The sequence below is a fragment of the Facklamia sp. P13064 genome, assembly GCF_050409425.1.
In the GTDB taxonomy this organism is placed as follows: Bacteria; Bacillota; Bacilli; order Lactobacillales; family Aerococcaceae; genus Facklamia.
Genome location: NZ_JBNUPM010000004.1, coordinates 84726 through 105572, shown reverse-complemented (window position 1 = coordinate 105572; position 20847 = coordinate 84726). Strand labels below are relative to the sequence as shown.

Below are 20847 nucleotides of genomic sequence, written 5' to 3'. Positions count from 1 at the left end.
TATCTCGGGTCTTATTTTAAAGGTTATAGCAAAAATGGACTTATGATACAGCCCCTCTCTTTTTAAATTATTTATGACTAATTCCAGGACTTGTCATTTTTTCTGGAGCTAAAATACTTTCTAATTCTTCTTCATCTAGTATCTCTTCAGATAAGATGATATCTCTAACACGTTCATTGTTATTGAGTGCCCGTTTGGCAATTTCGGCAGCCTTCTGATAGCCAATATGAGGTACTAGGGCAGTAATCGTTCCGACACTTTGATCAACAAGTTCTTGACAACGTTCAGGATTAGCAGTGATGTCGGCAATACAATTATCAATAAAGGTCGCAATGCCATTTTGAAGAATTTTAATTGACTCAAAGAGTGAATAGAAAATGACAGGTTCAAAGGCATTCAATTCCAATTGTCCAGCCTCGACTGACATGGCGATTGTAGTGTCATTACCAACAACTCGATAAGCAATTTGACTCACTACTTCAGGAATAACAGGGTTTACCTTACCTGGCATAATAGAAGAGCCGTTTTGCTTTTTAGGTAGGTTAATTTCGTTAAAACCTGTTTTTGGTCCTGAAGACATCAAACGTAAGTCGTTAGCAATTTTTGAAAGACTAAGAGCGAATGTTCTTAGAACACCTGAAACAGCTGAAAACGAATCAATGTGCTGTGTGCCATCTACTAAGTCTTCGCTTTGTTGTAATGAAAGGTCGGTAATTTCAGCTAGAGTAGGAACAATTTGTTCGACATATTCCACATCCGCATTCAAACCAGTCCCAATAGCAGTTGCTCCCATGTTTACTACTAACATCTCTTCAATTACTTGAGTAAGTCTTTGATGAGAGCGACGCACTGCGCTGGCATAGGCTTTAAATTCTTGTCCTAAACGAATTGGGATGGCATCTTGCATTTGAGTACGGCCCATTTTGATGACATCGTTAAATTCTGAGGACTTTTTAGTAAGTGTTTTTTCTAAACGCTCTATTTCTTTAAGAAGGCCTTGAGATAGTTGATAAATCGTCAATTTACCTGCAGTTGGGATGACATCATTGGTAGATTGGCCATAATTCACATGGTCATTAGGGTGAACAGGATTATATTTACCTTTTTCTTTGCCTAGGATTTCATTGGCGCGATTCGCAACAACTTCGTTAATATTCATATTCATAGAAGTCCCTGCGCCACCTTGGATAGGGTCTACAATAAATTCTTGGTCTAATTCGCCTGTAAGAACTTCCTCACAAGCTTTAATGATTGCTTGCATAATTTCTTCACTGATAAGTCCCAGCTTACCATTTGTCATGGCGGAAGCTTTCTTAATATAAGCCAGGCTTTGGATAAAAATAGGATCTAGTAATTGTCCAGTAATAGGGAAATTTTCTTTTGCTCGGATAGACTGAACACCATAATAGGCAGTTTCCGGCACTTGATGAGAACCAATCGAATCATATTCTTCTCTAAATTCCTTGTTTTCAGAGTTTTTCATGGAATGCCTCCTAAAGTATTAGTATTTCTTGTTCATTATATAATGAAAGGGCTTTAACTTCAACATGGATTGAGTTATACTGGATATAACATAAATTTTATAAAGGGGTGCGGTAATGTTTCATGGAAAAGAATATGTTATGACCGTTTTTGAAGAGCAATCCTTTTCAAAAGCATCAGAACGTCTATTTGTCTCTCAACCCTCACTAAGTGCAAATGTTAAGCGGATTGAGAAACGTTTGGGTCATGATATCTTTGATCGATCCACTATACCGATCAAATTAACCGAATTTGGGGTGGAGTATATTCGTAATGCCAAGGAAATCCAACGAATAGAAGAAGATTTTCAGCAATATATTTCGAAGGTCGATAATTTACAGTATGGACGCATTGCTATTGGGGGAACAAGCCTCTTTGCTTCAATGATTTTACCCAAGTTAATGGCTAAGTTTAATGAGATTTATCCTGAAATTCAAATTGATTTATTTGAAGAAACATCAAGTAAACTAATCGCTTTATTGCACGAAGGAGAAATTGATTTACTACTTGATAACACTTTTTTAGATAGTCGTTACTATGATCATTATCAGTTTGTAACGGAATCTTTACTCTTAGCGGTTCCCGAAAAGTTTGAAGTGAATGACTTATTACAGGATTATCAGCTAAGTCTAGAAGTAATTAAAGCGCATGCTTCAGATTCTCTCAGTCTCCCGCTAAAATATTTGAAGGAATTTAAGGATGCACCCTTTGCTTTTTTGAAAGTAACCAATGATACTGGAGCTAGAGCAAGAACAATTTGTCAAGAAGCTCACTTTATTCCTAATATCGCTTTTGAAGTAGAGCAGCAATTAACGGCGTATAATATTTCTTCATCAGGTATCGCCGTTTCCTTCATTGGAGAAGCCTTGATCCAACATATTAGTCATACTGACCAAGTTAAATACTATCGTTTAGAGAGTGAAAATGCTAAACGACCGGTTAATTTCTATTGGAAGAGAGACCGCTATCAATCAAAAGCCGTCACTGCTTTTTTAGATATTTTGAGGGAAAAGTAAAATATTTTTTGTAAAGGGTTTCATTTTAGAACTTAGAGTGTATAATTGGTGATATAAGCTAAATGTTATATATTTTAAAAGGAGGAAGGCTTGTGAAAGTTAGAATTGAGCATGATTCGCTTGGAGAAATTCAGGTTCCAGCAGATAGGTATTGGGGGGCAGTGACGCAGCGATCTTATCAAAATTTTGAGATTGGTAGTGAAAAAATGCCTCGGGATGTTATTTGCGCCATTGCTTTAGTTAAAAAAGCGGCCGCAACTGCCAACCAGGCTTTAGGCGTACTCGATCAAGAACGCTCAGAACTGATTCAGCAGGTTTGTAACGAAATTTTAGCAGGCGATTTAGATGAACATTTCCCATTAATTGTTTGGCAAACAGGCTCAGGCACTCAATCTAATATGAATGTCAATGAAGTAGTTGCCAATCGTGGAAACGAGCTTGTAGGTAAACAATTACTTCATCCAAATGATCATGTTAATAAGTCTCAGTCTTCGAATGATGTTTTTCCAACAGCCATGCATTTGGCCGCATTAGTAAAAATCCATTCGCAATTGTTTCCAGTACTAGATCATATCATGGATACTTTAAGCATGATGGAAGAAAAGTACCGCCATGTTGTTAAAAATGGAAGAACCCACTTACAGGATGCTACACCCGTTACCTTTGGACAAGAAGTCAGCGGGTGGTTGTCATCGATTAAACAATCCAAAAGGATGATTGACTTAAGTTTACAACCTCTTTATGAAGTGGCATTAGGGGGAACAGCAGTCGGAACAGGCCTCAACACACCAGAAGGTTATGCTGAAAAAGTAGCACAAGTCTTAGCTGAAATAACGGATTTACCAATAGTTACTTCATCAAATAAATTTCATTCTCTAGCGAGCAAAGACGAATTAGTCTTTACACATGGGGCACTAGCAGCCTTGGCAAGCGATATGATGAAAATCGCTAATGACGTCCGTTGGCTAGCTTCCGGACCACGCAGTGGTATTGGGGAGATTACTTTACCAACCAATGAACCGGGCTCTTCTATCATGCCTGGAAAAGTGAATCCCACTCAATGTGAAGCATTAACAATGGTGGCAGCTCAAGTGATGGCTAATGATAGTTTAATGAGCTTGGCTAATTCACAAGGGAACTTTGAATTGAATGTCTATATGCCAGTGATGATTTATAACTTTATTCAATCCGTTCAATTGTTATCTGATGCGATTGCTTCATTTGATCATAAGTGTTTAGTAGGAATTGAAGTGAATGAAGGTCGTATGAAAGAACTAGTTGATCAATCGCTTATGCTTGTGACTAAGTTAAATACACATATCGGTTATGAGAAAGCGGCTGAGATTGCTAAAAAAGCTTTCAAAGAAGACACTACACTTAAAGAAGCCTGCTTAGCTCTAGGCTATCTAGAAGCAGAAGAGTTTGATCGTTTAGTTGATCCGTCTACAATGGTCTAATTAGAAAGGAAGTTAAAATGGATATTTTTGAAAAATCTTTAAAATTACATTATGATGTAGCTGGTAAAATTGAAGTAAATAGTCGTGTGAATATCGACACAGCTGAAGATTTATCTTTAGCTTACTCTCCAGGAGTAGCTGAACCTTGTCGTGTGATAGCTAAAGATTATGAAGAATCTTTTAAATTAACACGTCGTAACAATCTAGTAGCAGTTGTAACAAATGGGACAGCGGTTTTAGGTTTGGGAGATATTGGTCCAGCAGCTGGCATGCCAGTCATGGAAGGCAAATGTGCCCTATTCAAACGCTTTGCCGATGTGGACGCTTTCCCAATATGTGTGGATAGCAAAAACGTTGATGAAATCGTTGATACAATCGCTATGATTTCTAAAAGTTTTGGCGGGATTAATCTTGAAGATATCTCAGCACCCACTTGTTTTGAGATTGAAGCTAAGCTAAAAGAACGCACTGACATTCCTGTTTTCCACGACGATCAACACGGTACAGCTATTGTAACAGCAGCAGCTTTGATTAATGCTATTAAACTAACCAAAAAACCTATGGGTAAATTGAAAATGGTTATTAACGGTGCAGGAGCGGCAGGAATTGCCATTGCCAAATTATTAATTCAAATGAATTTTGGCGAAATCATTATGGTAGATCGTAAAGGGATTATTTGTGATGGGAATCCAGATTTAGATCCAGCAAAAGCAGCTATTGCAAAATTGACAAATTCTAGTAAAATGCAAGGTGAACTAGCGGATGCATTGAAAGGAGCAGATGTCTTAATTGGCGTTTCTGCCCCAGATGTTGTGAGTAAAGAAATGGTAAAATCTATGAATGAACCATTAATTTTTGCTATGGCAAATCCGGTTCCTGAAATTATGCCTGAAGATGCAATCGCAGCAGGTGCTAAAGTAGTTGGAACGGGCAGATCAGATTACCCAAATCAAATTAATAATGTTTTAGCTTTTCCAGGAATATTTAAAGGAGCTTTATCAGTGCGTGCAAAAGAAATTACTGATAAAATGAAGGAAAGAGCAGCTATCGCAATTGCAGAAATGGTAGCTGAAGAAGACTTACGCCCGGACAATATCATTGTCTCACCCCTAGCGGATGGAGTGGCAGATGCTGTAGCTAAGGCTGTAGCAGATTGTGCAGTTGAAGAAGGTGTCGCTAGAATTTAGGGGTTCGTTTAATAAATCAAAGGAGTCGGTTAGCACCCTGCTGATTGACTCTTTTACTTATAGGAGTGTTTAAGATTGAAGCAAAAGATTAATAACAGGGATTTTCTAACGCATGGCCCTATGTGGAAAGTTATCTTAACAATTTCGGCCCCCTTAATGATTAATAATTTGGTACGTACCTTTTATACTGTGGCAGACGGTTTATTTTTGGCTCAACTTTCCGCTGAGGATTTTGCAGCCTCTGCTTTTTCGTGGCCTTTAAACTTTTTTTTTATTTCACTAGGCATGGGAATAGGAGTAGCAGCCACAGCTCTTTTATCAAACTTTTTAGGGTCCAAACAGTATGAACGAGTTCAAGTATATGTAGATAATACCTTGCTGTTGACATTAAGTCTGGGTATTGTTCTTGCTTTCTTAGGTTATCTAGCAACTCCTTGGATGCTGTCAGTTATGGGCGGAAGCGGAAGTTTTTTAGACAAATCAATTATTTATTTTAAAATAAGTTTTATTGGTCTTGCCTTTGATTTTGCTTACTTCACCTACCAGGCCATCTTAAATGCTCAAGGGAACACCAAAATTATGACGGCTATTTCTGCTATTTCGATGACAATCAATATTATATTAGATCCTATATTTATTTATGACAAAGTCCCAATACTTAATATTCCTGGTTTAGGTTGGGGAATAGCAGGTGCTGCTTGGGCTACTGTTGTATCTAAGATTGTATTAATTGTGCTAGCTATTTATGTAGTTAGCCAACAATCTAGAATTCAACCTCAATTGAAGGGGATTCGCTTTGATTGGCCAACCAGTCAACATATTATGAAATTGGCTTTACCATCTTTCTTAGGTTATGGGGGGTCTTCATTAGGATTTACGGTTATGAACGCTTTGATTACCTCATACGGAACAAATACACTGGCAGCTTTTTCTATGGTTAATCGTATTTCAGATATTGTGATGCAACCGCAAATGGGAGTAGGGATGGCACTTACTTCAATCGTTGGTCAAAATATGGGAGCCAAACTCTATACTCGCGCCAATCAAATTTTTAAACGAGCTATTATTTTCATTTTGTTTATGTCGGTAATCTCTTCTGCTTTGATGATTCTTTTCCAACAACCGATTTTAAGTATCTTCATTAAAGAATCAGCAGATAGCGACCTCTGGATGCAAGCCAAAGAGTACCTAGCTTATACAGCTTTCATTATTTTCTTTATGGGTTTATTTGCTGCCCTCAATGGTTTTTTCCAAGGCTGTGGTCAAACCAAATATTCTATGTTAATGACCTTGGGACGTTTATGGTTTATCCGTGTACCAATTGTCATGTACCTGCGTTACTTTACAGACTTAGGATCGACAGGTATTTGGATTTCTATGCTGGTTTCTAATATGTTGATTGTAGTATGGGGCTTCTATATCTATCGTAAAAAAGATTGGAAGACCTTGGTACAAAGGCAGATAGGTTAGTCTAAAAACTTAAGCAAAAATTAAAAGTGTAGGTGAAATTTTCACCTACACTTTTAATTTTTAATTATATCAGGCCATGCATCTGAATGAGTTGAACAATTTTTTGATAAGAGGCTATATCTGCTGCAGTTGCATAATTCTTACCCAAATCAAACTTTAAACAAGTTTCTTTACAGTTAGCAAAGATATCAGACATAATTGCTTGTAGTTTGTGATCGACATCTTCAAAAGACCACTGGAGACGCATTGCGTTTTGTGACATTTCTAAACCAGAAACAACCACTCCTCCCGCATTAGCTGCTTTAGCTGGAGCCCAAATAAAATCTTTACTCTGGTTGAACACCTCAATAGCTTCCGACATGCATGGCATATTGGCTCCTTCAGCTAAAAAACGCACACCATTAGCGATTAAGTTTCTGGCTTGATGAGCATTTATTTCATTTTGTGTGGCACAAGGTAGGGCAATATCTGCTGCAATTTGACGCGACCAGATTGAGTCTTGTGAATAAGAAGCATGAGGGAACTCTTGAGTGTAAATAGATAGGTCTTTCTTATGGTGCGCAAGAATATCTTCTAAGTGATTAATATTGATGCCTCTTGGATCATAAAGTGATCCTTGACTGTTGGATACAGCTAATACCATTCCACCTAATTGCATAACCTTTTTGATAGCATTTAAACCAACATTTCCAAGCCCTGAGATCATAAAGCGTTTTTGTGATATTTGTTCCTTCTCTTCATTTAACATGGCTTGAAGGAAATAGATGAGACCGTACCCAGTGGCTTCTTCTCGACCAAGTGATCCATTAGCCAAGATAGGTTTTCCAGTCAAGCTTCCTAGCTCAACCCCCTTAAGGCGTTTATATTGGCCATACATATAACCAATTTCACGCTTTCCAACGCCGATATCACCGGCAGGAACATCTATTTTTTCATTAATATGTTTAGCTAGTTCAGTCATATAGGATTGACAAAAGCGCATAATCTCTTGATCAGATTTACCACGTGTTGAAAAATCACTTCCTCCTTTACCACCTCCCATAGGTAGACCAGTCAGGGCATTTTTCAAAGTCTGTTCGAAAGCCAAAAATTTCATTACACTCTCATTAACTTGTGTATCAAAACGTAAGCCTCCTTTGTAGGGGCCAAGTAAAGAAGAATGCTGGATACGATACCCCCAGTTTACATGGACTTGACCTTGGTCATCTTGCCAAGGGACTCGGAATTTAATGATTCTTTCCGGTGTAACCATACGCTCAAGTATCGCTTCTTTTTCTAGACTTTCATCTTGTTCAACTAGGGGCTCGATGGCGGATAAAAACGCTTTAACTGCCTGCAGATACTCGACTTGTTCACTGAATTTTGCTTGAAGATCATCATAAACATATTTCACATAGGGGTTTTTAAACATAATTGAGCTCCTAACTTATATTTTGAAATAAGTATAACATATAGAACAAAAGTTTAAGAGCAACCATCATGTTTGAGATCAATATAAGGTAAGTAAATTTATTTAGCGTCTATGCTAAAATATAAAAGTAATTGAAAAGAGAAAAAAGGGATGAGAATAATAAATAAGAAAAATTATTCATATATTTTAGAGGGTCTAATTTTATCAGCGCTGGGCATAGCTCTCTTGCTGTTTAAGCTAAAAATTGCAAATATACTTTTAAATGGTCTAGCTATAATCATCTTAATAATTGGAGGGGTAGATTTTCTGGCGTATCTATTGGGTCATATATTTAATAACTCATCAAAAGTGAGGTTTTCACCACCAATAATAAGTCTAGGGCAGATTATTTTTGCATGCGGACTCTTGACTAATTCGCCCAATTTTTATTTATGGATGGTGCGTTGCGTAGGAATTTATCAGTTATTATTGGCTCTCTTAAATTTCTTTTCTTATTACCTAATGTTTAAAGATAAGGCCTTTGAGCGTTATCAACGTTTAGCTTTTGCAATTGCGAATTTTATATTTGCTATTGATAGTATTTTAATAATGAATCAGGGTTATCCTGCTTTGCTTCGTTTGGGTATCTACCTTATTTTTCTTGGAATCAGCTATCTATATGATGGGGGCTTTAACCTACTTGATCTTGAAAAGCAGCATATTTGGCGAAGAAGTCTACGCCTACCCTTGCCAGTGCTCTTTTCAGCTTTGTTTCCTCAGAAGTTAATTAGAAAAGTAGATGAAATACTGATAGACACGACCCAAGATATTGAATCCGATTATAGAGCGTCACTTTTGGCTAATGAAAATGACTTGCCAAAGCAAGAAGACAATTTAATTACTATCCAAATACCTGTTGGAAAATCAACATTTGATAGGGTGGGTCATATGAACATTGCATATAAAGATACTGTTTATTTTTATGGCAATCAAGATGATGACACTAGAAATTTGTTGGATACAAGTGGAGAAGGTGTCTTGGCCTTAATTGATCGTTCAGAATATCTATCCTTTTCATTAAAAAATCGTCTGACGATTGTAGAATATGATATCGCGCTTTCTAAACAACAAGCCCAGCAGTTAGAGGAAAAGTTGAATGGCATTAAAGAAAAAACAATTAATTGGCATCCTCAATCCAAGACAGTCCTAAATTCTTTTGTAGGAAAATTGATGCGTCAAACTAAATATACAAAATTTTATAAATTCAAAGAAGGGCAATTTCAAACATATTTTGTTTTTTGGACAAATTGTGTTTTATTTTCTGATGATATTATTAAGGAAATAGGGTTGGCTCTTTCCCCTTTGGTTGGAATCCAAACGCCAGGGACTTATTATGATTTCTTGGAAAGAGAATACCAGAAAGAAAAATCAATTATTTTAGAGCGAAGAGTTTACAATCGAGCTTTAGGAAATTATTTATCAAAGCTAGAATTATCAGCGGCTAAAAAGGGAAATTAAAATTGTAAAGGGATTTTCACTTTTCAAAGAGAATAGTATGGATACTTTACCCAGACATGAAACTTTCCTATAATAAGGCTATTGAATTGTAAAAGAGGGTAGAGAATGAAACGTAGTGATTTAAAAAATGCAAAACGAATTATTATTAAGTTAGGAACAAACACAATATTGTCCGATGAAGGGATTAATTTCACTAAATTAGATCGCTTAGCTTATGTCTGTGCTAGTTTGATCCAAGAAGGTAAAGAAGTTGTCATTGTTTCCTCGGGAGCTATTGGTGTAGGGAGTATGGACTTAAATGAAGCCAACTATCCAACTACCATTGCAGACCAACAAGCAGCTTCAGCTGTCGGTCAGACGTTATTAATGGGACACTATTCTCGCTTCTTTAAATATTATGGCGTGAATGTCGGCCAAATTCTTTTAACACGAGATGTAGTTGATTATCCTCAATCGCTACAAAATGTTCAAGTAGCCATGGATACCTTATTAAGACGAAAAATTGTCCCCGTTATTAATGAAAACGATGCGGTAGCAGTTGAGGAGTTAAATCATCAAACCAAGTTTGGTGATAATGACACCTTATCTGCTATTGTAGCTAAAATTACAGATGCTGACCTTTTAATTATTCTTTCAGATATTGATGGTTTATATGACTCAAACCCACAACAAAACCCTCATGCTCAGTTAATTGATCAAGTGACTGAAATCACACAAGAAATTCAGCAAATGGCAATGGGAAAAGGCTCAGAATTTTCAACTGGAGGTATGGCTACTAAATTGAATGCAGCCGAGGTCATCTTTACTACCGATTCATCCTTAGTCATTACCTCAGGAGCCGATCCTTCGATAATTTTTGATATTCTAAAAGGTAAAAGTATTGGAACTTTTTTCCATCGGAAAGGGGATAAATAAAATGGCAACATCGATCGAATTATTAACCATTGGAAAAAGAGCAAAAGAAAGCTTTGAAAAATTACGTAAGTTAAGCAGTCAAGCGAGAAACCAAGCTTTATTAGCTATGGCTCAATCTTTAGAAGAAAAGCAAGAAAGTATTTTAGAGCAAAATATTCAAGATGTAGAGAACGCGCGTGCGGATGGCATGGTAGCTGCCATGATCGAGCGATTAACCCTAGATGAAAAGCGTTTTGCATCAATGGTAGCAGGTATTCGAAAAATAGCTCAGTTAGCAGATCCATTAGCTAACACACGCAAGCAATGGGTGAATGAATTGGGCTTGCGCATTAGTCAAAGACCTGTCCCACTAGGTGTAATTGGCATTATTTATGAATCACGTCCCGATGTGACAGCGAATGCTTCTGGTTTATGTCTAAAAGCAGGAAATGCTGTTATTTTACGAGGAGGTAAAGAAGCCATCGCCACCAACCGAGCAATCGTTGAAGCCATTCAAGCAGGCCTTGAAATGGCTGGCTTATCTAGGTACTGTGTTCAGTTAATTACAGACCCTGATCGACAGTTAGTTACTCAACTCATGCAAATGAATCATTATGTTGACTGCTTAATACCAAGAGGAGGAGCAGGTTTAATTCAAAATGTGGTGAAAAATGCCACTGTTCCTGTTATAGAAACGGGAGTAGGCAATGTCCATATTTATATACATGAAAAAGCAGACTTTAAAATGGCTCAGACGATTGTTGTCAATGCTAAAACACAACGTCCTTCTGTATGTAATGCTGTTGAGACAATCATTGTTGATGAGGCTTTCGCTAAGGCTTACTTACCACAAATAGGAAATGCCTTGTTTGATGCCAATGTTCAAATCTTAGGAGATGAGCAAACACGTGACTTATTGCCATATTCCGTACAGGTTAGTGAGGAAGATTATGAGACAGAGTTCTTAGATTTAGTAGTGGCAATAAAAATTGTAAAAAATTATGACCAAGCGATTGACCATATCAGCCGTTTTTCAACTGGACACTCCGAAGCTATTATTACGCAAGACTATTCAGTGGCGCAAGATTTTATGAATGATGTCGATTCGGCAGCTGTTTATGTAAATGCTTCGACGCGTTTTACGGATGGTGAAGTCTTCGGATTCGGAGGAGAAATTGGTATCTCAACTCAAAAACTTCATGCCAGAGGGCCTATGGGATTAGAGGCTCTGACTACTTACAAATACCTCATTGAAGGTTCTGGTCAAATTAGAGAATAAAACAAGGGGCTGGGACAAAAGCCTTGAATAATTAAAGAAAGTCCGGTCAACGATATAATCGTTAATCGGACTTTTTCTTTAACAATATAAACAAAGAAAGCGTTTCCTGCTGTAATCGTAGTAATCACAAAGCCATTCAGGAGGGGCTTTCTATCTAGCAACAGTATACTATGAATCAAACTTGCTTGCTACTGGAAATGGATTGTTTATTCCCTGAAAATCATAATGTTTAGGCGGATTCATGAGGTAGTCAAACAGATTCAATCTGAGATTCAGCAGCTCTTAAGTGAAGAAATTGAAACGCTTAACTGAGCGATTGAATCGCAAACTGTTGCCGGAGCGGATGAACGCAAAAAGAACGCGGTCGTCTCAAAAGTATCACCGAAAAATTGCCAGGATTTTATTCCTCGTGAAGAAAAACACACCACTCATCAAGCGATATTTAACGGTCGTAATAGCTTTTCTAAGACCGATGTCGAGCGGATATTTATGGCCAATAATCTACGTAAATACCCAAAGCAGCGAGCCTAGATTGGAAAGTTACTTTCCAATCTAGGCTCGCTGTAAATATTGAGGTGGCTGAGAGGTCCTTTTGTCCCAGCTTTTTTGATAGGCTTATTGATTATATTTGTCAGCGAACCCACTTAAACGCATAATAAATTTAACAATTTCTACCACCACCACAATTGAGAGGGCGGCTGCGACAACAATTCCCCATTGTCCAGCTGTTAAAGCATGAACATCAAAGAATTGACTGATACCAGGAATTAATACAACACCTAAAAGCATTGCTCCGGATACTAAGAAGGCTAAGTTTAGCCACTTGTTGTCAAAAGGATTACGGCTGAATAGGGAAGCGAAAACGGATTTGACGTTATATGAATGGAATAGTTGGATTAAACCAAGTGTAATGAAGGCCATAGTCTCAGCAAGAACGTGTCGTTCCTCTCCTATTAAGGATGTTTGCATTGGGCCTTCAGCAGCATACCAATATACGAATAGCGTAATTAAAGCTTCTAGAATCCCTTGATAAAGGATAGAGGGTGCCACCCCAAAGGATAAGAAAGAATCTTTTTTAGTACGTGGACGGTGTGACATTACATCAGACTCTGCTTTCTCCATACCTAATGCGATAGCAGGGAAGACATCCGTTACTAAGTTAATCCACAGGATATGAATTGGTTCTAAAATCACCCAACCGAATAAAGTGGCTGTAAATAAAGTGATCACCTCTCCAAGGTTAGCAGAAAGTAAGAACTGAACAGCTTTTTGGATATTAGCAAATACTTTTCGTCCTTCTTCGACTGCTACAACTATGGTTTGGAAATTATCATCAGCTAAGACCATGTCTGAAGCACCCTTAGAGACTTCTGTACCAGTGATACCCATACCGACACCAATATCTGCTTGTTTAAGAGATGGCGCATCATTAACTCCATCACCGGTCATTGAGACAACGGCATCATTGGCTTGCCAAGCACGGATAATACGCACTTTATGCTCTGGTGAAACCCTAGCATAAACTGAGTAATTTCCAACTTCTTTAGCTAACTGATCGTCTGTAATTTCATCTAATTGGGCTCCGGTCATTACGTGACGTTCATTTTCGCTGTCATTTGGGTCTAAGATAGTTAAACGTTCAGCAATGGCCTGAGCAGTCATTGCGTGGTCTCCTGTGATCATGACAGTACGAATACCAGCCATACGCGCTTTTTCAATAGAAGCTTTGGCTTCTGTTCTTTCTGGGTCAATCATACCGACTAAACCAGTGAAAACTAGGTCCTTTTCTAAGGTTTCCGTTGTAACTTCAGCGGGAATCTCATCAATTATTTTATAGGCACCTGCTAAAACTCTTAATGCTTGCCGACCTAATTTAGCATTGACTTCTATAATTTCTTCTCGATCAGCCTCAGTCATTGCAGTAACTTCTTGGGCTTTTTGAATAGAGCTTGAGCGCTTAATTAATTGATCAGGAGCTCCTTTAACAAAGACTAGATAACGGCCATCATCGGTCTCATGAATGGTTGACATTAATTTACGGCCTGAATCAAAAGGAATTTCCTCTACTCGAGGGAATTGTCTTAATTGTCCTTTGAGATCCATCCCATGGTCTAAGGCGTATTGAATGAGGGCTGTTTCAGTAGGGTCACCGTTGACATTTCCTTGAGCATCGACTTTAGAGTCATTAGGGAAAGCGAAAGAGCAAATAAATTTACCATTATTATCAAGTGGATCTTGAGCATAATGCAATTGACCATCATAATAAACCTTTTCAACAGTCATTTGATTCAGTGTTAAAGTACCGGTTTTGTCTGAACAAATAACCATAGTTGATCCTAAAGTTTCAACAGCAGGAAGAGTTCTTACCAAGGCATTTCTGGCAGCCATGGTTCGCGTGCCTAAAGATAGAATAATGGTTGAAATAGCAGGTAAGCCTTCTGGAATAGCGGCAACTGCCAATGAAATAGAAACTAATAACATTTGAATTGGCGAGAATCCTTTAAGAAAGACACCAACAATAAAAGTTATGATAGCGATTGCGATAATTAAATAGGTAAGTGTTTTACCCAATTTTTCTTGGTCTTTTTGAAGTGGAGTGAGCTGCTTTTCCGTCGAAGACAACATGGCTGCAATATGTCCAACTTCTGTATCCATCCCTGTGTGAGTGACGATTCCTAAAGCGCGCCCATAGGTAATATTGGTTGAAGAGAAAGCCATATTGGATCGATCACCAATCCCAGCTTCTTTTTCAATAACCGCTTCGGCATGTTTTTCAACTGGAACAGATTCGCCAGTTAGTGCCGCTTCTTCGACTTTTAAGGAATTGGTTTCAACTAAGCGTATGTCCGCAGGAACGATGTCACCAGCTTCTAAACTAACTACATCACCAGGAACAAGTTCAGTTGATTTGATTTTCATATATTCTCCATCGCGTAATACGTTGGCTTCAGGTGAAGACATATCACGCAAGGCGTTAATGGCATCTTCGGCCTTAGCCTCTTGGAAAACTCCAAGCACTGCATTTAATAGGACAACAATCAGAATAATAATTGAATCAGTTGGTCCTTCTCCCTCCATATATCCAACAAATGCAGATATGACAGAAGCAACTAACAGAACAATGATCATAAAATCTTTAAATTGGTCCACAAATTTTTGTAGAAGAGACCTTGTTTCTTCTTCTTTCAAGGTGTTTTCACCGTATTGCTCCAAACGCTTTTTTACTTCTGTTTGACTTAATCCGCTCTTAATATCGGTATCTAATTCGCTTATAATCTCTTGATTTGATTTAGTATAAGCAACAAAATCTTTGCTAGACATCCACTTTCCCCCTTTAATTTAACGTGTTTATAAGATTGACTTCGAATAGAAAAAAGACTCATGCCACTTGGGCAACACAAAGCTGCGCTCAATGGCATAAGTCTCACTATTTCAGACTGTACCAGTAGTAAAACTACTTAACGTTGTTGATACAGCCAAGATATCATCTATCTTAAGTTACTCCCTTATGAACATCTAGCTAAATTATAATCAATAGCACATTTTTATGCAAATTTTTTTGTAAAGATAGTCAAAGTTTTAAATCAGGAGTAGTTGTCAAATTTGAAGAAAGATTGATGAAATTTAGTAAAAACCTTTATAAATTTTGATAATTAAGCATTCTAAGGTCGTTGGCTCTTGATTTATGGTAAAGTATAATTGTAGACGAAACATAGTATTTAAGGAGGTTATCAAGATGTTTAAGAGAAAAAATATTTTATCATTTGTTCTAGTGAGCAACCTATTGGCAGTACCAATATTTCAAACCCAAGAAGTTTTAGCTCAAGTTGAAACGCAAGCACAAGAAAATTTTGTAGAGCCTACTTTTAATATTTTTTTACAAGTAGATGAGAATGTCCCCCAAGCTCAAAAAGAGATTTCCTATGATATTATTGATATAGCAAGTCAAGAGGTTGTTTATTCTTATCGTAGTGACAATACTGAACAGCAACCAATTGAATTGACTGCTGGTGAATATATCTTCCGTTTATATGATGACGGGAAGTTTCAAAGGGGAGGACAATCAGTTCGACCTTATCAAGTTCAAATCGTTCAAGAAAAACAAGAGAAGGCTGATGAAATTGCTGAGGATTCAGGAGAAATTGTTGAGTTGGCCGATCAAACGATAGTATATGATTATGCCTTTATAATTGACGGCAATTATTTAGAAACACCTCCGATTTTTAACATTTATTTAGTCGGTGATCAAGTTCAAAACCCTCAAGTACCAAAGATTGAATCACCAACTGCAGACAGTAGTCAAGAAGCTGATAATAGTGAAGAAAACAGTCAAACAGAAGTTGCTGACGAATTAGGAAACGTTAATGTAATTCTTAAGGATAGTGTGGGTAATGTCGTTCCGAATGTAGGAATAGTGATCAATGGGCAGGAAGTTTTAACCGATGAACAAGGGATCGCTCAATTTCAAGAAGTTCCTACTGGTAACTATGTAATGAAATTTGGTCGATTACCAGAAGCAATGTCAGGATATGAAATTGAAGAAAATGTTGAGATTTACTCAGGTCAAACTTACGACTTTCCTTTGACATTGTCAGGTGTTATCGAAGATTCAACAAGTTCTCAAACAACTGTAGAAGCTAAAGCTGATTTACAAATCGAAGTATATGATCAAGAGGAAGCACCGGTTGAAGGAGTTAAGATTGAATTGACCAAACGGGATGATCCTCAATTTAAACAAGAATTAGTATCCGACCAATTAGGTGTCGCTCAAGCTTCTGATATTCCCACTGGCAATTACCAATATCAAGTAATCGAAACACCGGAAACACATTCAGCTCAAGGAACATTATTAGAAACACAAGTTTCTGCTAATGAAGAAAATCGTCAAGTAATTGGTATTACCAAGTTAGACCAAGTTGGTCAACTGAATATCTTAGTTACCGATACTCAAGGTCAAGCAATTCCCCAAGCTGAAGTTCAAGTGTTAGACCAAGTTTATACGACTGATGACAATGGCTCTATCTTTATTGATTCATTGCCAGTGGGTGATTACGATGTTACCTTGGTGACGACTTCAGGAAATGCTGATTTAGAGTCCAATGTTCAAAGGGTTGAAGTTTCAGTTAATCAGCCTACTGATTTAACATTTGAAATAGAAGAGCCGACTACAACAATGGAACCGACTACAACTGCTGAACCTACTACAGAAGAGCCAACTACGACGACACAGGATCCCAAAGCGGTTTTGACGATTAAAGTTCAAGATCAAAAGGCTGAAGCGGTAGAAGGTGTGAGCATACGCTTAATCAATACTGAAGATGGCCAAGAACAGGAAATAACGACTGATAGTCAAGGTCTAGCCTCAGCTAGTGATCTTGCTCTAGGTAACTACCAATACCAAGTCAGTCAAACCCCTGAAGGATATGTAGCCCAAGGCAATCTAATAGATGTAGCTGTAGAAAATGAAGCGCCAGAGTTACAAGCTGTGACTATTCAAAAAGAAGCTGAGGTGGGTCAAGTTTCAATAGCTGTCAGCAATAGTCAAGGTCAAGCTGTTGCAAATGTGCAAATGCAAATTGGCGAGTTGACTGTTGAAACTAACAAGAATGGAATAGCTTTAATTGAAGAAGTGCCTGTAGGCAGTTATGAAGTCCAGTTTGTTTCTATTCCTGAAGTTTACCGTGCAGATCAATTCTCTCCAGAAACGATTGAAGTGGTTGCAAACCAAAAAGTTGAACTAGCTTATCAGTTGGAAGAAAATGTTACGACTGATGAGCCTTCAACTACGCCAGAGCCGACAACCACAACTGAAGAAGTGATTACATCAATAGAGCCAACAACTACGACACTAGCATCAACTACACAAGAGTCAACTACCACAACTGTTGAGGAAACGACTGTTACCGAAGAAGCGACCGTTCCTGAAATGGTCTTTAAGGACTTAGAAAATGGAGGACAAGTCCTCTTAACCAAGGCAGACGCTAAAAATGTGGAGAAGGTTCTTATTCAAAAAGTTGATTTAAATGCCGCTAATCTCCCTTCTGAATTGAAAGGTAAAGATTTTGTAGCTTATGAAATCAAAGCTTTTAATCAAAACGGTAGTGAAATAAAATTGGAAAATCCAACAATAATCAAACTTCCTACCCGTCCAATTAATAGTCAACTTTTAGCCATGAAAGTTATGGGCCAACAAGTTGAAGGATTAAAAGTACGCCTTAACCGAGAAACAGCCACTGTTGAAAGCAAAGGCCTTGGTATTGTAGCCTTAGTATACAAAGACGCCAAAACTGATCAATCAACAACCACTCAAACTCAAGAGGATGGGAAAGCAGTTGTTGTTAAAAAGTCAACCAATCGTAAAGAAGCTGAAAAAGGCAATTTACCAACAGCTGGTGAAACAACTTCAAAAGTGATTTACTTAGTCGCAGGCATTTTAGTAGTTGGGGGAGCACTACTGATTGCACTAAGAAAAAGAAATCAATTGGAAGACAAATAGATTTTTGAAAACAATCCCTAATATTTTTAGGGGTTGTTTTTTGTGTCTAACAAATCTAATAAATGTTAGATAATTGGATGATGAGTAAATAAGAGTATGCTAAAATTGAGAGTGTGAATAGTAGAGGAGGCTTAACATGGATACACAACTTATGTTTGGATACGGCTCACAAGCGGTTGGATTAAGCTTAGACAAGTTGAATCGACATGGTCTTATAGCGGGAGCGACCGGAACGGGTAAAACGGTTACCTTAAAAGTTATAGCTGAACAGCTAAGTTTAGCTGGCATACCTGTATTTTTATCAGATATTAAAGGCGATTTGATATCTTTGGCTGAGATGGGTAGTTCTCAAGCATTTATTGAAAGATTACAAGCCACTCACTATGAAAATTATGATAATCAAGCTTTTCCTATCGAACTGTGGGATGCCCATGGGCAATCAGGGCTGCCACTGAGAGTTACTGTTTCCGAAATGGGACCCATTTTATTAGCCAACCTATTAGGTTTAAATGAGACACAAACTAGTATTTTGAATGTGGTTTTTTCGGTAGCAGACGAAAAAGGGCTTTTATTGATTGACTTAACAGATTTAAGAGCAATGCTAAATTTCGTAGGCGAACATGCCAAAGAATTAAGCGGTAGTTATGGGAATATTTCCAAAGCATCCATTGGTGTTATTTTGCGCAGTATTGTAGTTTTAGAACAGCAAGGAGCTGATGCTTTTTTTGCTGAGCCTAGTCTAGAGATTGAAGATTTATTAAGGGTAGATGAATCAGGAAAAGGCATTATAAACATTTTGAATGCCAGCAAGCTCTATCAAACTCCCACACTTTATGCCATGGTCTTGTTAGCACTCCTAGGAGAGCTCTTTGACAGTCTTCCGGAAGTGGGCGATTTAGCTAAACCTAAAATGGTTTTCTTTTTTGATGAAGCCCATGTTTTGTTTGATGGAACTCCGAAGGTGCTGGTTGAAAAGATAGAATTGATGGTTCGCTTAATTCGCTCCAAGGGGGTAGGCATCTTTTTTGTCACTCAAAACCCTATGGACCTTCCAGACAGTGTGTCTTCACAATTAGGCAATCGAATTCAACATGGCTTAAGAGCATTTACACCAAAGGAACTTAAAGTGGTCAAAGCAGTGAGTCAAACTTTCCGACAAGCAGAATCTTCAGCTGTTGATTTGGAAAAAGTGCTCCAAGCGTTAGCCACCGGAGAGGCTGTTGTTTCTACTCTAGATTCAAAAGGCACACCAAATGTTGCTGAACGAGTTATGATTTATCCTCCGATGAGTAAGTTGGGCCTTGTTGACCCTCAAACTATTTTGAAGACGATTAACCACTCACAACTCTTAGATAAATATAGTGAAACAATTAATCGTGAGTCTGCTCACGAACAATTAAATCAAGCTATGCAAGAAACACAAGAAGAAATGATTAAATCGATTGATGGCAAAGCAGAGGACCTCTCAACCAACCAACGCATTAAAGAGCTGGAAGCAGAATTAGCTAAACAGCTTAAGAAGTCAGGCAAAACAGCTTCAAGACGGACGGATTCAAATTTTGACCGCTTTACTAAAAATATGATGAGTCAGGTTGGTCGCGAGATAGGCCGAGTTATCACACGTTCGATATCTGGTATGTTCAAAAAGTAGACTTTAGCGATTAATAAAGGATGATGATTCTTAAAAAAATGTTATAATCAGTAGGGATGCAATATGATAAATGTTTAACACTTTATTCTAGCAATAATTAAAAAGGAGCATTAATTTCTATGACATTAAAACTCATCACTATTGACCTTGATGAAACACTCCTCAGGACTGACAAGACTTATGATCGGGATCGCTTTAACCGCGTTCTGAAACGGTTAAGAGAAGCAGGAGTGATCGTGGCAATTGCTACTGGTAATTCTTATCAGAAAATTGCAGATTACTTTGAAGAGTCTGTCTGGCCGGACTTATATTTTGCTTGTGATAATGGTAATTACATTGTCAAGAATGATCAGACCTTAAAGAAGATTGGCATTCCATATGAAGGTTTTACCCAAATTATCGACTTTTTAGATGAATTTCAAGCCTATTCTCCCGTTTTAGGATTAGGCGATGCGGCTTATTTTAGAGACACTAAGGGTCCATTATTTGATTTCATTTCACGCTACGCTAAAGATGTAAACTACATTCCTCAATTTTCTGAACTGCCTGAAGATTCTGTTGTAACAAAAATTGCGATTGCGACACAAGATACGCTTGACCGCAATAAAGTCTTAGCTCGTATAATCAACGAGCGTTATCAAGAAGTTACTGCAGTTACTTCAGGAGATGGATGGGTAGATGTATATAATAAAGAGGGTGGTAAAGGCAGCGCCTTGCTTTATTTACAAAACAAATACAATATTAAAGCTGAGGAATCGATGGCCTTTGGTGATTCTTTGAATGATGAAAGCATGATGGCTCAAGTCCACTACAGTATAGCAATGGATAATGCCGATAAAGACTTGGCTATGCAATGTCGCTATAAAATCGGAAATAATAATGACCAATCAGTTATTTGTGTGCTAGAAGATTATATACAATCATTTGAATTAGACTTTTTAGAAAAATACCGTACAATTAAAGAATAG

The 20847-nt window shown here is 37.7% G+C and carries 13 protein-coding genes; 10 read left to right on the top strand and 3 right to left on the bottom strand.

What is annotated here, in order from left to right:
• Window positions 1-67: 67 nt before the first annotated feature.
• Entirely contained in the window at window positions 68-1483 is a 1416-nt protein-coding gene (locus ACQV2S_RS03165) for an aspartate ammonia-lyase (protein ID WP_428874470.1), read from the bottom strand.
• 115 nt (window positions 1484-1598) lie between these two features.
• Between ACQV2S_RS03165 and ACQV2S_RS03160 the strand changes: the two genes are divergently transcribed.
• The 4 genes from ACQV2S_RS03160 (at window position 1599) to ACQV2S_RS03145 (ending at window position 6651) form a co-directional block, all read left to right on the top strand.
• Window positions 1599-2537, top strand: coding sequence for a LysR family transcriptional regulator (locus ACQV2S_RS03160; protein ID WP_428874471.1), 939 nt, complete (start codon window positions 1599-1601; stop codon window positions 2535-2537).
• 92 nt (window positions 2538-2629) lie between these two features.
• The gene (fumC, locus tag ACQV2S_RS03155) at window positions 2630-3994 is read left to right on the top strand and encodes a class II fumarate hydratase (RefSeq protein WP_428874472.1); all 1365 of its coding nucleotides are present in this window, start codon (window positions 2630-2632) and stop codon (window positions 3992-3994) included.
• 17 nt (window positions 3995-4011) lie between these two features.
• Window positions 4012-5181 (top strand): NAD(P)-dependent malic enzyme, encoded by a 1170-nt coding sequence (locus ACQV2S_RS03150; RefSeq protein ID WP_428874473.1) that lies wholly within the window; start codon window positions 4012-4014, stop codon window positions 5179-5181.
• A gap of 75 nt (window positions 5182-5256) precedes the next feature.
• A complete protein-coding gene (locus ACQV2S_RS03145) occupies window positions 5257-6651 on the top strand; it encodes an MATE family efflux transporter (RefSeq protein WP_428875008.1) in 1395 nt (464 codons plus the stop codon).
• Window positions 6652-6715: 64 nt separating this feature from the next.
• On the opposite strand, the gene gdhA is transcribed toward ACQV2S_RS03145, so the two are convergent.
• Complete coding sequence (gene gdhA, locus ACQV2S_RS03140) at window positions 6716-8062, bottom strand: NADP-specific glutamate dehydrogenase (protein WP_428874475.1); 1347 nt, start codon at window positions 8060-8062, stop codon at window positions 6716-6718.
• 150 nt (window positions 8063-8212) lie between these two features.
• Between gdhA and ACQV2S_RS03135 the strand changes: the two genes are divergently transcribed.
• From ACQV2S_RS03135 to ACQV2S_RS03125, 3 genes are all read left to right on the top strand, one after another.
• The gene (locus ACQV2S_RS03135) at window positions 8213-9559 is read left to right on the top strand and encodes a DUF308 domain-containing protein (protein WP_428885003.1); all 1347 of its coding nucleotides are present in this window, start codon (window positions 8213-8215) and stop codon (window positions 9557-9559) included.
• Between the two features lie 105 nt (window positions 9560-9664).
• The gene (proB, locus tag ACQV2S_RS03130; protein ID WP_428885002.1) at window positions 9665-10474 is read left to right on the top strand and encodes a glutamate 5-kinase; all 810 of its coding nucleotides are present in this window, start codon (window positions 9665-9667) and stop codon (window positions 10472-10474) included.
• A 1-nt stretch (window position 10475) separates the two neighbouring features.
• Entirely contained in the window at window positions 10476-11732 is a 1257-nt protein-coding gene (locus ACQV2S_RS03125) for a glutamate-5-semialdehyde dehydrogenase (protein WP_428885001.1), read from the top strand.
• Between the two features lie 615 nt (window positions 11733-12347).
• On the opposite strand, the gene ACQV2S_RS03120 is transcribed toward ACQV2S_RS03125, so the two are convergent.
• Window positions 12348-15053, bottom strand: a complete 2706-nt coding sequence (locus ACQV2S_RS03120) for a cation-translocating P-type ATPase (RefSeq protein ID WP_428873454.1) — start codon at window positions 15051-15053, stop codon at window positions 12348-12350.
• Window positions 15054-15468: 415 nt separating this feature from the next.
• Between ACQV2S_RS03120 and ACQV2S_RS03115 the strand changes: the two genes are divergently transcribed.
• From ACQV2S_RS03115 to ACQV2S_RS03105, 3 genes are all read left to right on the top strand, one after another.
• Window positions 15469-18228: a SpaA isopeptide-forming pilin-related protein gene (locus ACQV2S_RS03115; RefSeq protein WP_428885000.1), complete on the top strand. Its 2760-nt coding sequence runs from the start codon at window positions 15469-15471 to the stop codon at window positions 18226-18228.
• Between the two features lie 136 nt (window positions 18229-18364).
• Window positions 18365-19879, top strand: a complete 1515-nt coding sequence (locus ACQV2S_RS03110) for a helicase HerA-like domain-containing protein (RefSeq protein ID WP_428882324.1) — start codon at window positions 18365-18367, stop codon at window positions 19877-19879.
• A 119-nt stretch (window positions 19880-19998) separates the two neighbouring features.
• Window positions 19999-20847: an HAD-IIB family hydrolase gene (locus ACQV2S_RS03105; RefSeq protein ID WP_428875014.1), complete on the top strand. Its 849-nt coding sequence runs from the start codon at window positions 19999-20001 to the stop codon at window positions 20845-20847.